Here is a 12419-nt window from a genome sequence, read left to right on the forward strand (position 1 = left end):
ACCTCCCAATTTAAAGTAAGCGCTTTCGCTGTGAAGTAAACTTATTGTAATAAATATTTTTTATGTAAACCCTTTCAAAAATTTTATTAATACGAGTACTCTTTGGTTATCTTGCAAAGCAATAGTTACCTTAAAAATCATGAAGCAAGCAACACATTCGATGAAACAGTGTTGGCAATAGTTGAACAAACTAAACAAAGGCCCTCAACTAGAAACGTTGAAGACCTCTGTTTACAATTAAACATGCATATTGAAAATATAAATAACATGTTTTTGCAGTACTTGTTGGCTGCCTATACAAGAAATACCAGTGCAGAACATTAAAGTTTTATTTCATGAAAAATTCTGAAATTTTCATACATAATTGAATGCACCTATTACCAGCTTTTTATAGATTAAGCACAAGTACTTTGTCGCGAAGCATCGAATCAATGCTTCGTCCAATACCCTGGACACCCTGACCTGAATTTTTCACACCCAAAAATGGGAAATGATCCGGCCCGCGGGAGGTTTTGCCATTCACCTGCACTGTACCCACGTTCAGCTTATCGGCAATTGCGAAGGCATTCTCCAGATTTTTCGTGAACACACTGGCTTGCAGCCCATACTCGTTACGCTTTTCCAACATGATGGCTTCGTGTTCACTTTTGACCCGCAGAAAAGGTATGACTGGTCCAAACTGTTCTTCCCAGGCAACAGCCATGTCTTCAGTAACATGATCCAGCAGCGTCGGTCCCAACAAATTCTTTTCTCTAATGCCTTCAAGGACGACCGATGCGCCCCGATCCCGGGCCTCGTCAATCAGTCGGGTAACATGATCAGCCGCCCTCTGATCGATCATCGGCGTCACACTCGCATCTTCTCTGGCCATGCCTACCTTTAAATCAGACACGAGTGTCTGTACTTTTTCCACAAGTTCATCGGCGACGTTTTCCATGACAATCACACGCTTGATCGCTGTGCAGCGCTGGCCGGAGTAACTCAGGGCCCCGCTGACAATTTCTTTGGCGGCTTGATCCAAATCGGCATCCTCCAGGACAATCGCCGGGTCTTTGCCGCCAAGCTCGAGCACCACCGGGATCATGGAAGCTTGTTTTGCAATATGTTTTCCGGTATCCGTTCCTCCGGTAAATGTAATCATATCTATCAGAGGATGAGTGACAATGAAGTCGCCAATCACCGATCCCCGTCCTGTCACGACGTTCAATACGCCTTCCGGCAGTCCGGCTTTCACGAGCGCTTTGATCATCAATAATCCGCTGATCGCTCCCTGGGTCGCTGGTTTGAAGATCACGGTATTGCCGGTAATAAGTGCCGGTGCAATCTTCGAAGCGGCCAGGTTGACAGGATAATTGAATGGAGAAATCGCCAGGACCACCCCGTGAGGAACTTTTTGCACCATCGCTTTTGTCTGTTTCGTCGCTCCGGGAAAGGCGTCCCCCTGAATAAAGCTCCCATGTGTCCGAAGCCCCTCTTCGGCTGTATGACGAATCAGCTGGGCGGTACGCTTTACTTCACTTTTTCCCGAGGAGAGCGTTTTTCCTACTTCCAGGTGGATCATTTCCCCAATCTCATCGGTCATCTTTTCCAGCTCTTCGGCCCACCGGTGAAGCAGTTCCGAACGCTCATGACCTTCTCTGGCTTCCCATGCTTCCTGGACCTCCGCGGTGTGTTGAACCGCTTTTTTCACTTCCTCCTGACTTAACGCTGGTACGCTTCCTACCACTGCATGGTCATCGGGAGCATAAATGGGAACCGTTTCCCCGCTCTCACTCCCAATCCACTGGTTGTTCAGCAGCGTTTCAAACACATCTTCCGTTTTCCGTGCCGTCATCTTTTCTCTCCCCCTCTATGTTTTTAACCTCTTAAAGGTTAATGTTTTCTATTAAACCACATAAGGGTTATCATCCACAAGCCCCAAATGCAAAGTAATCAGATTAGAATCATAGGGAATGATACGATTCTATTTATTTTTCTAGAAAACATAACTTCCTTTATCAGCAGTTTTCATACAAAAAATCAAAATCTCTATGGTCTACACTCCACTTTAAGCAGGGAGATAAGATAAATCATTAGATTATAAAATAATAAAAAAGACGAGCAGACATTACTATGCTCATCTTTCTTATTAATTCCTTATTCATTAGTCATCGAAGATTTTCTCCGGTAACGCGGAAGTAAACATAGTGCTCCCAAACCACTAAGAAGCAATCCCCCCATGATATATGCAGGAACGTGAGAAGCCGTTTCTGGCAGTTCTCCTCCTTCTTCGCCGTTCTCCGCTACCATTAATTCTGGCGTTTCCCGATGATAGGTCGCCTGCTCGTAATCATACGCCATGTTAATCAGCGATTCTTCCGTCCATTGCTCGCCAAAAAAGGAGAGCGCGAACGGGGAACCTCTATCGTAATACTGTTACAAAAGCGTTAGATAGAAATTACAGCTTTCAAAATCCAATATTTTGTAAGATCTAATTCCAATGTGTAGTATAAAAATAGTGTTTCCTCACTAATACATGCATTAAAGGAGAGGCGATTGGAAATGAAGCCGGAAACAATGAAAACCTTTGGATTTTATAAGCCGGGCGTTAAAGAAGGGGCGCCTGACTTTAAACAGACAGAGCAGGAGAAGCCGACACCAAAAGGACACGATCTCCTTATAGAAGTAAAAGCGATATCCGGCAACCCGACTGATATTCGGACACGTGATGGAAAGCAGGAGGACGATGATTCATTTACAGTGGTTGGCCGTGATGTGGCAGGAGTTGTTGTAGCGACCGGAGAACACAGTTCGCTGTTTAAAGAAGGGGACGAGGTATTTTACGCCGGGGCAACTGATCGTCCGGGTGGCCAAAGCGAATTTCATCTGGTGGATGAGCGACTCGTGGGAAGAAAGCCAAAAAATCTTGATTTCCCTCAGGCTGCTGCCCTGCCTCTGACCAGCATTACTGCGTACGAAGCATTTTTTGACCGACTCGGCATTGCAAAAGACGCTGCAGAAAATGCTGGGAAGAGTATTCTCATTATCGGAGCCGCAGGCGGGGTAGGCTCTATTGCTGTACAAATTGCCAAACTGGCCGGACTGACAGTTATTGGCACTGCCTCCCGTTCTGAAACTGTAGCGTGGGTTAAAGACCACGGGGCAGATCAAACCATCAATCATCACGAGCCATTTGGTCCCCAGCTGGAGCATCTTGGCGTAAATGGTGTTGACTACATCTTCTGTTTAAATAATGTCGATGATCATATGGCAGAAATGGCAGGCGTTATTTTGCCACAGGGAAAAATCTGTTCTATTCTGCCGACTGAAAAACCGCTGGACACGGCGCTGTTCAGCAAAAGTGTCACTTTCGTTTTTGAATTGATGTTCACCCGTTCTCTTTTCCAGACCGCGGATATGGTGCAGCAGCATAGCCTGTTGAACGAGCTGGCCGATTGGGTGGATGCTGGGAAAATCCACTCCACAGTAACGAAAACCCTTCACCTTATTTCAGTGGAAACATTGAAAGAAGCTTACGATCAGATTCAAGAGGGAAGTACAATCGGCAAAGTAGTTCTGGAAGGCCCTTTCAAATAAAAGTAAATGTAGCACCGTTCTTCTTTCTTAAGGGGAACGGTGCTTTTAATATTTTTAGCGTACAGTAATTACACTGCATTCTCAGACATAAAACATTCATTAAAGGATCTACCCACAATCGAATGGCATCTTTTTCTTTCAAGAGATAACGGGAAAACAGGTTGATTCTCTTTTTTACACAATAATTAATTTTTTCAAAAGAATATTCACTTTGAACGATTTGAATATTATCCCATGGGAAGAATAGTTTTATAAGGTGGGCATATGAAAAATTTATTGCAGTTAATAATAAGGAGATCAAAACTAAAAAAACCAGCCAATTGGCTGGCCGTTCGAATACATATCGAACGTTAAAGGGGTACTCGGGGAAAGTGTGAATCTTACGTCACTGTATCATCTGTAGCCGAATGTGAATATACGAAGAATACCATCTTCACAAATACTTCACAGGATTGGATTGCAGGATGTTCATTAGATATTCTTTATTGAGTATTGCAAGCTGACAAGAACATTTTCCAGGTGACTTTCGTTTCGTGTTCAGCACAGCATGCCCTTCCAGGCGATATTTCATCAAGGCCTGTATTCTATAAGTTCGTTTCTTCCTTAGCCTGGGCCAGCCATACGCGATTTTCAGCATATCTGACCATTTCCTGAACCACAGGAACCGATAACCCTTGGGACCCGCTGACCTCAAACATGGCTTGACGTTGCGAATGCTCTCTTCGAGGATTTTCCTGGCTGCTCCAGGCCTCTCGCCACGCTTGCCATATCTGATATTCCAACGTATGCAACTGATGCTGCGCCTGCCAAAGTTCCTCTTCAATATAAGGCAAACGCCCAGCCACCGTTGTTATACATATAATCTCCCAATCTAACATTGTACTTCCCCCTTTATTTAGAAAATAACCCGTTCGCTTTTTTGAAGTGAACCGACAAAATGATGGAAAGTTCATGTTAGTTTCCGAAGCTCATTTTGCATGACATCATAACATATACCCCTGCCATGTTTACAAATATTAGAACTCTTGTTTCTAAAGCATATCGTATAGTGCTTCATTACCCACCATATCTATATCATTGGAAAAGCTGGTAGGCTTTTTTTCACTGATGCCCCTTCCAAATTCATTTTGAATAGAAAAAGACAAATGAATTCGAAATTTCTTCACACCACGGCTCTTATTATTGGTTAAGTGAACAGATTGGCATGAAATGGTAACTTTAAAGAGATGGACAAATAGAGAAGCCATTCTTTATAAAGATTGACTTCTCTGTAATAAAATAAATACGTATTGGCTGTTTGTAGCTGACAAATTTAACAGCACTAATTTTTTATCAGCCAGGCTTGGAAAACGCTGCGCTTCAAGCTCAAAGAAGCGTTACTGATAGTTCACCACAGCAGGAGCAGGGTCCAGCTGGATGACTTCTTCCGGGCTCATGACCGGCTCATCTTTATCATAAAACACCTTAAACCCACCGTATTGTACAGGTTCATTCCGCACCAGATCTCTGTATTTAGCCATTTTCACAGCAGAGCCTCCCCACCCGTCGAAGTTTAAAGCGACTTCCACGTGCTCAGTCGGCTGAATGGCTTCCTTATTCGTCAGCGCTGCATCGGTGAACTGGTGAACGAGCACCATTTTGTCCGGAAGATTGTTCTCCTCCACCATCTTCGTAAGATAGTCCACGGCTTTTTGAACCTCCGCTCCGTTGACCTGTCCAAGCTCGACCCCCGGCGTTTCTCCTTCACCCACCTGGAATTCCGTGTCGATGGCCAGCTGCACATAAGGAAGCTTCAGCCATTTCTCCAGGGATTTCACCTGGTTTAACACCGAATCCTTGCCCAACTGGACATCGAGCATCAATAAAGCGTCATTTTCTTTGGCAAGCCTGGCATACCTGTCTATCTGCTCCGGCGGGGTCATACGAACGTAGTTGCCATCCGGACCGGGATCCCGCTGTGCAGCGGTGGCTATGAGTTCAATGGTGGGAACAGCTGGATGAGATGGATCAGCGTTGGAATAGGCCTGGGCCTCTTCCTTTAATTTTTCCATTAAAGCATCGGGCTCCATTTCCCCGAGTATTCCCATATTGGTGGAGTTTGGGTGCCCATAATACGTAACCAGCCGATGCTCCTTCAACGGCCCATCCGTCTGGTCCTCGGTGCCTTTAATTTGTGTTTCCCCAAACGGAACCATCCTTGTACTTTCTCCTGTTCCTGCTTCAGATCGAGGCATCGATTCCAATTCTTCCTGCTCCAGCCGCTCCTTTAACGGGATACTGTCACTCTCTGGTTCTACAGGCTCATATACCTGCTCCGGCCTAGCTTTTTCCTGTGATTCATCAGCTTCTGTGCCCTCTGTTCCATCGCTCTTTTCATTGGCAGTTGAACGAGAAGGCTCATCCGTAGAAGAAGAATCTGAGATCATCTCCGGCTCCCGCTGTATAAAAATGAGAACCGATGCGACAAGTATTACCGCCAGTCCGATCATTAGAAGCTCTTTTCCTATCAGCAGTTTTCGTTTCATATGTATTCATCCTTCTTCCAGTTATCTACTGTAACTTATTGTCAGCATTTCATGATTATCGTACTACTTCAACCTTCATTTTACAATTAATAGTAAAAACTTCTTTTGTTAATATATTGAACGTCAATACTGAAGCTGGTCTTTTTCAGCTTCAGCAGAATATTCGTTATTCTCTTTGTCCTTTGTAGCTTCTGCTTCATCCAATAAGATTCTGATGAACGAAATTTTGCTTTTTACCTTTTAATCGCAACGAAAGAAAGCCAGCCCTCTCGGCCGGCTTTCCAACGGGGTATCATTACATAAGGGGAGTAATGGGGAGGGGTATCGCTCCCGAAAATAATATATCATGCACGCAGGCCTGCCACGAGCCTTGCCGGTTAATCTTAACAAACGTTTAATAATCGCTGGCTGATGGAAATATTCTCATAACAGAAACCGCCCAGCATACAGTTGGCCTCGCCTCTATGCTATACGCCGTCCATGAAGACTCCATCCCGTGGGCGTTTTCGTGGGAAATGTTCGTCATCAGAAGAGCAGGCGGTCCCGGCTCCGAAACGCAAGAAGCACCTGGGCAACTCCTGCAAGGATCGGCAGCTCAATCAACGGACCAATTACCAGAGCCAGAGCTACCAGCGGCTGATCAGGAAACGCGGTGACCGCAATCGCCAGGGCCACCGGCGAATTTCGTGCCACTATGGTTAATGTCAGGCTGACCGTTTCTTCGTAAGAAAACCGCAGGGCCCGTCCGGTCATTTGGGCGACCGTCACATTTATGGCAAAAAATAGGAGAATCGGCAGCACGAGAATGGCTATCACGCTCAAGTTATTTAAGAGCGCCGACCCCTGAGAGGCAAACATCGCGGCTATCGCCAGGGCCAGAAAGAAAATCTGGGCCCGGGAAAAGAACGGAAGCAACCTGTATTTCAGAAATTCGGGCTGTCGACGCCAAAGATACTTGGTTCCCTGCGCCAGCAGAAACGGCAGCAGCAGCACGAGCAGGACACTTTCGATGATCGTCGGCAGTGCCACCGTTTCGATCGTTCCGGCAAACAAGAAGAGATACAAGGGGAGCAGCAGGAACTGCAGGACGAGATTCAGGGGAAGAATCGACGTCGATAATGCGAGATTGCCTTTGGCGATGGATGTAAAAACAAGATACCAATCAGTGCAGGGCGTGACCATCAGCATGATAAATCCGAGCCACAAGGCCGGATGCTCGGTCAGAAACAGGGCGCCAAGACCCCAGGCAAGCAGCGGGGTCCAGATAAAATTGATCCCCAGGCTCACACCGAGAAAGACCCGATGTGTGAAGGCCTGATGCAGATCCTTTAACGGAATCGATAAAAATAAGCCGTACAGCATCAGCAGCAAAAAAGGAACAATCAGTACCTCCGCGTGGGTACCGATCGTCCTCACCTGCCCCAGAGCCAGACCTATGCCTACCGCCATGATAATTAGAAGCGTTTGATATTTTTCGATGATATTCACGGCTTCCTCCTTTCCATGGGTCCCGGTAAGTCTGATAAGTTTTCGTTCCCCCCTATCATACCAAACAGGTGCCTCCCAGTCGTTGTCAGCATCCTGAATGAAGGTTCTTCACATAAAAGTTTTTCTCCAAAATATCAATTCAAACAACCATAATTAGAAGATGCTTTAAATATTATAATCGATAGCCTGTGCTAAAAAAGCAGCCCCGCATCCCTTTTTAAAGAGATACGAGGCTGCTTTTTGCTGTTTAAACAGAACATAAATCTGCAAAACAAGTTTTAGAAACTACTTTTCTGCTATTTAAAATCAGCTGCATACTCTTCGTATTCAGTGCCTTCCAATTCATCGGCCGGAATAAATTCCATCGCTGCTGAATTCATGCAGTATCTGAGGCCTGTCGGCTCAGGACCGTCCTGAAACACATGCCCTAAATGAGAGTCTGCATGCTTGCTGCGCACTTCCACACTCGTGCCTAAAATGCCGCCGTCTTCTTCATACGTAATATTACCCAGCTCCAAAGGCTTCGTGAAGCTCGGCCAGCCGGTGCCGGAGTCATACTGATCGCGCGTGCTGAACAGCGGCTCCCCGGAGACGATATCAACGTATATTCCCTCTTTCTCGTTATCATGGTAGGCATTATCGTAAGCAGGCTCTGTTCCGTCTTCCTGCGTCACCTCATACTGCATGCTGTTCAGTTCAGACACGGCCGCTTCTTTATCCTCCACAGCAAACGGGGAATCTGTGCTTACTTCGTACTCTTTATCCTCTCCCCATACCTCGTCTAAGTAGGCATCGCGTCCGGAGTTATTACGGTAATATTCGTACCTTCCCGGGTTTTTCTTATAATAATCCTGATGGTAGGCCTCTGCTTCGTAAAACGTATCGTATTCTTCAATGGATGTCACGATCTCTCCATCAAACCGGCCCGAGTTCTCCATCTCTATTAATGACGCTTCCGCTGCCTGCCGCTGTGCCTCATCATGATAAAACACGGCCGATAAATACGGCTCTCCTTTATCCACAAACTGCCCTTCGTCATTCGTCGGGTCAATTTGGCGCCAGAAAATCTGCAGAAGGTCTTCGTAGCTGATTTTTTCAGGATCATACGTAATTTGAACCGCTTCCTGATGACCCGTTTCTTTGTTCGACACTTCGTCATACGTAGGATTTTCTTCATCCCCGCCCGTATAGCCGGAAATCACGCTGACGACGCCGGGCTGGGATTCAAACGGCGGCTCCATGCACCAGAAGCATCCCCCGGCAAATGTAGCCTGCTCCATCCCTTCTAAATCCCCCTGCAGCTCCGTTTGTTCCGTCGCGACCACTTCTTCATATTCCGAGGCCGTAAACGCCTGATACAAATACCAGCCGCCGGCCAGAAGAAGAACTGCCGTTATACTAAAAAACCACCGTTTTTTATTCATATAACTCCCCTTTAGTTTCTTTTCTTTCATTATAAAGAAAAGGGAACGACTTTAACATTATTCCAACTTGTTAGCATTCAGAAATGCTCTGGAGCCACAGAGATATAAAAAAATTTTAAAAGACCCGGATTTTGAAAAAGACCAGGATCTTAAATAGATGGTAAAATTAGGTATTAACAGCATGAACATCATTAAAGCACATCTATGGGAGGTACAGACCATGACATTTATAGCGCAGTATGGGTTCTTTTTTGCGATTTTAATTATTATCGGCGCCATCATATTTTTCAGCTACCTATTGCCGAAGACAGAGAGATTTGTGCATATTTTGACTGCTTTATTGGTATCTGGAGGGATAGGAATTATTTTTTATAGTTTTCTGGGACCGGATGATCCTTTTACCGGCATTGCTTATGCTGTTTTAACATTTTTTATCTGGTTAGGTACGGGGCTGGGATGGATAGGGATCGCTATTTATGAAATGATAAAGGAGTGAAAGAAGGGAGATTTTATTAATTAACGTCCATCCTTTAACTCTTATTTTCATTCGATTTTTTGCCCCAGTAATAGAGAAATATCGCGGAGGCTATACTGCCCAGGACGTAAAAAATAGCCATATATGCTTCTCCTTTTTATCAACAAAATTGTCATTCAAGCCATAAAGGTTTCCTTATTAATTTGCCAGCAAGAGTAATACCAGTCCCACAATCATACCAAAAAGAAAATATACCAGAAATCGCACATACTTATTTTTCATGCTTAGCTCCCTCCTCGAAAATTGCTAATACAGCCACGCTATAAAAATATCTCACGACTCAATGTTTGCTTTTTTTCTTTTTCTCTGGTCTATCCAAATAATAATTGTTGATATAAGCAATACAGCCACCAGCCCATTAAAAAGCCAGAAGGGGATAGTAATAACTCCTGTAAAATCTAACCCCACCAAAATAAGAACTACAATGCAAAATACCTGATGGCATATGGTCATAACCTTCATTTTTTCATTTCCCCCCTGTGACATAATGAACCCTTTAATTTTTTCTCTGCTTATCAAGCTTATGTATTTTTACGTTCGACATGGTCTCTAGTTTCTCCATTCATTATCTCAGTAAGGGAAAAGCTATGGCAATACCAGTTAGCAATGTTATCAGACCTCTTAAAAGAAACAGTTTATACTTATTGTAAAAATTCTAAAAAAGCGGAGATGGCAATAACCGCCGCCTCCGCCTTTTCTATTCTTCTTCGGAGTCAGACACAGTAAATGTTCTGGCAATTTCCTGAATCTCTTCCTGCGACGGGGCGCCCTGTTCTTCCGGCACTTCCGCTTCAAATCCATACTTATTATCGTTTTCAAACACCCGCATGGAGAAAGTAAAGCTCTCCTCTTCCTCGGATAGCTGATAATATCCCGTTACGCCCTCTTCCAGCTCCGTCTCTTTGTACGAACCGCTCTCTGTCACTTCCGCCTTATCACTATCCTCGTGACTTCCATACACAAGAACGTTATGGCTGTCGTCAAAAACTTGTAAAACTCTTCCGTCCCCGTTATCCGCTTCCGGCTGCGGTTCCCATTCAGCCGGATAATCGATATGGTAGCCAAAGCGGGCATTTACGTAGCGTTCAGTATCTTCATCTGTGCCCTGCTCCTGATTGCTGCCTGTATTCTGCTCTTCCCCGTAGACAGAGTTATACTCTCCGTTCTGATATACCTTAAACCGGTCCACGGTCCCCGTTCCTCCGGCTTCTGAAAGCTCTTGTGATGTTAATTGAACTGTATAATAGGCTCCCTGTTTGTCTTCCCGCAAGTCACCGCCAAGATCATCGAACCGTATGTCTTCACCGAAGTCTTCATTCTGCTTAATTGTTTCAATGGCTTCTTCCCCTGAGGCTACCGCCACTTCCTGTTTTTCGTCCGGTGATAAATTTCCGCTTTCATTTTCAATGCTTTGATCTTCATCGAGAAAATCCCATGTCTTCGGCCCAAATATGCTCTCAGCAGCCATTAAATATCCATGCGCGTTTAAAGCAGCCCGCATGATCGCTATGCTCTTTCCTGGATCCTCATTTGTCATCACCATCTCTGAGGCTACTATCGTATGTACGTTCATCTTTTGTTCTTCTGGTTGATCATTGGATGCCTGGGCTCCGGCCGTTGTCACGATCATACCGGTAGCAGTAATGGTGGAAATTGTCCATTTCGCAATGCGCTTCATCAGTTTTTCCTCCTTTATTCCATCACCAACTTTTTTCCCATCAATATATCATTTCCAAACATTTCAAATCATTCAAGTTGCATTTATATTATTTAATGATATAATATTTTACAACCTATCATTAAATGATATGAAAGGAGGCCTTTTTTTGGGACGCAAAGACAGTCTGGCTTCCGGCGACTTAACGGATACTCACTACTATATTCTTTTAGCTCTGATGAAGCCAAAGCACGGCTATGCCATTATGCAGACTATTACTGATTTAACAGAGGGAAAGGTCAACCTGGGACCTGGGTCGGTCTACACGATGACCCAGAAGCTTCTTAATGTCGGCTATATTGAACTGTGGAAGGAAGCCGAGCAGCGAAAGATCTATATTATTACAGAGACTGGGATGGACGTCTTTCAGCAGGAAGTCCAGCGCCGGGAACAGATGGTAAAACATGGAAAAGAAGCGCTTCAACAGAAAGGAGGGCCATTACCATGGCCAAACGAAAATATGTGACGAGCGGCGGTCTCGCCTTCTCGGAAAACAAAGATGTGAAAAAGTTAGAGAAGCAGGCCAGCAAAGGCTGGCATCTGGAGCAGTTTGGTTTTTTGGGCTACAAGCTGAAACGCGGACAGCCTGCAAGCATGCAATACGAACTGGATTACCGTCTCCGTCCCGATTCGGATTATTTTCAGCTGTATCAGGATGCCGGCTGGGAGCACGTATGCTCTGCCGAAGAAAACACACATATTTTCCGTGCTCCACCTGAAACGAAACCTTTATATACGAAGCAGCAGGATAAGCAGGATGTCTATCAACAGCAAAAGCAGCAGTTTGGCCGATACGCGCTGGTGTCGCTGATAATTTTTCTGTTCCTTGTTTCGGTGCTTTGGGTTCTATCGTCGCTGTTTCCTTCCTCTTCATGGGTTAGCATTATCGATACTGTTGTGACCATGCTTGCGTTAATGCCGCTCATTTTTACCGCATTACCTTATTTCGGCTATCAGTTCAAAGTGCGCCAGCTTCAGCAAAAGAAAGAGGCCTAATTGTTTAAGCCGTCAGGAATCATAATCCTGACGGTAATTTTCAAACTCGCATCATATAAAAAAATCTTGCGCTAAATTTTTGGCTCAACACCAAAATATGTTCTTGATAAAAAGAAATGAAAAAACATCTGCCCCTCTGTTATGTTGAGAGTACCAAC

At 44.8% G+C, this 12419-nt stretch carries 11 protein-coding genes; 4 read left to right on the top strand and 7 right to left on the bottom strand.

Annotated features, from left to right (window positions below):
* Positions 1 to 388 precede the first annotated feature (388 nt).
* On the bottom strand, positions 389 to 1834 hold the full coding sequence (locus ACTTK7_RS06090; RefSeq protein WP_462866633.1) for an NADP-dependent glyceraldehyde-3-phosphate dehydrogenase: 1446 nt from the start codon (positions 1832 to 1834) through the stop codon (positions 389 to 391).
* 302 nt (positions 1835 to 2136) lie between these two features.
* Positions 2137 to 2340, bottom strand: a complete 204-nt coding sequence (locus ACTTK7_RS06095; RefSeq protein ID WP_462866635.1) for a hypothetical protein — start codon at positions 2338 to 2340, stop codon at positions 2137 to 2139.
* A 201-nt stretch (positions 2341 to 2541) separates the two neighbouring features.
* On the opposite strand from ACTTK7_RS06095, the gene ACTTK7_RS06100 reads away from it, so the two are divergent.
* On the top strand, positions 2542 to 3576 hold the full coding sequence (locus ACTTK7_RS06100) for a zinc-binding alcohol dehydrogenase family protein (protein WP_462866637.1): 1035 nt from the start codon (positions 2542 to 2544) through the stop codon (positions 3574 to 3576).
* Positions 3577 to 4160: 584 nt separating this feature from the next.
* Here ACTTK7_RS06100 and ACTTK7_RS06105 read toward each other — a convergent pair.
* From ACTTK7_RS06105 to msrA, 4 genes are all read right to left on the bottom strand, one after another.
* On the bottom strand, positions 4161 to 4454 hold the full coding sequence (locus ACTTK7_RS06105; RefSeq protein ID WP_462866639.1) for a hypothetical protein: 294 nt from the start codon (positions 4452 to 4454) through the stop codon (positions 4161 to 4163).
* A 498-nt stretch (positions 4455 to 4952) separates the two neighbouring features.
* Positions 4953 to 6101, bottom strand: coding sequence for a hypothetical protein (locus tag ACTTK7_RS06110; protein ID WP_462866640.1), 1149 nt, complete (start codon positions 6099 to 6101; stop codon positions 4953 to 4955).
* A gap of 525 nt (positions 6102 to 6626) precedes the next feature.
* Entirely contained in the window at positions 6627 to 7589 is a 963-nt protein-coding gene (locus tag ACTTK7_RS06115; RefSeq protein WP_462866642.1) for an arsenic resistance protein, read from the bottom strand.
* A gap of 296 nt (positions 7590 to 7885) precedes the next feature.
* Positions 7886 to 9013: a peptide-methionine (S)-S-oxide reductase MsrA gene (gene msrA, locus ACTTK7_RS06120; protein WP_462866644.1), complete on the bottom strand. Its 1128-nt coding sequence runs from the start codon at positions 9011 to 9013 to the stop codon at positions 7886 to 7888.
* Positions 9014 to 9170: 157 nt separating this feature from the next.
* Here msrA and ACTTK7_RS06125 point away from each other — a divergent pair, with 157 nt between their 5' ends.
* The gene (locus tag ACTTK7_RS06125) at positions 9171 to 9509 is read left to right on the top strand and encodes a hypothetical protein (RefSeq protein ID WP_462866646.1); all 339 of its coding nucleotides are present in this window, start codon (positions 9171 to 9173) and stop codon (positions 9507 to 9509) included.
* 736 nt (positions 9510 to 10245) lie between these two features.
* Here the strand turns inward: ACTTK7_RS06125 and ACTTK7_RS06130 are convergent.
* Complete coding sequence (locus tag ACTTK7_RS06130) at positions 10246 to 11226, bottom strand: hypothetical protein (protein WP_462866647.1); 981 nt, start codon at positions 11224 to 11226, stop codon at positions 10246 to 10248.
* A gap of 148 nt (positions 11227 to 11374) precedes the next feature.
* Between ACTTK7_RS06130 and ACTTK7_RS06135 the strand changes: the two genes are divergently transcribed.
* Both ACTTK7_RS06135 and ACTTK7_RS06140 read left to right on the top strand, forming a co-directional pair.
* The gene (locus tag ACTTK7_RS06135; RefSeq protein ID WP_462866649.1) at positions 11375 to 11731 is read left to right on the top strand and encodes a PadR family transcriptional regulator; all 357 of its coding nucleotides are present in this window, start codon (positions 11375 to 11377) and stop codon (positions 11729 to 11731) included.
* Positions 11710 to 12261 (top strand): DUF2812 domain-containing protein, encoded by a 552-nt coding sequence (locus ACTTK7_RS06140; protein WP_462866650.1) that lies wholly within the window; start codon positions 11710 to 11712, stop codon positions 12259 to 12261. Before ACTTK7_RS06135 ends, ACTTK7_RS06140 begins: the two co-directional genes overlap by 22 nt.
* Positions 12262 to 12419: the final 158 nt, after the last annotated feature.

This window comes from Marinococcus tarijensis, from assembly GCF_054971385.1.

Coding starts and splice junctions, on each gene's coding strand:
- ACTTK7_RS06090 (WP_462866633.1), bottom strand. CDS start 1,834: ATGACGGCACGGAAAACGGAAGATGTGTTTGAAACGCTGCTGAACAAC.
- msrA (WP_462866644.1), bottom strand. CDS start 9,013: ATGAATAAAAAACGGTGGTTTTTTAGTATAACGGCAGTTCTTCTTCTG.
- ACTTK7_RS06105 (WP_462866639.1), bottom strand. CDS start 4,454: ATGTTAGATTGGGAGATTATATGTATAACAACGGTGGCTGGGCGTTTG.
- ACTTK7_RS06130 (WP_462866647.1), bottom strand. CDS start 11,226: ATGAAGCGCATTGCGAAATGGACAATTTCCACCATTACTGCTACCGGT.
- ACTTK7_RS06140 (WP_462866650.1), top strand. CDS start 11,710: ATGGCCAAACGAAAATATGTGACGAGCGGCGGTCTCGCCTTCTCGGAA.
- ACTTK7_RS06110 (WP_462866640.1), bottom strand. CDS start 6,101: ATGAAACGAAAACTGCTGATAGGAAAAGAGCTTCTAATGATCGGACTG.
- ACTTK7_RS06100 (WP_462866637.1), top strand. CDS start 2,542: ATGAAGCCGGAAACAATGAAAACCTTTGGATTTTATAAGCCGGGCGTT.
- ACTTK7_RS06095 (WP_462866635.1), bottom strand. CDS start 2,340: ATGGCGTATGATTACGAGCAGGCGACCTATCATCGGGAAACGCCAGAA.
- ACTTK7_RS06125 (WP_462866646.1), top strand. CDS start 9,171: ATGGTAAAATTAGGTATTAACAGCATGAACATCATTAAAGCACATCTA.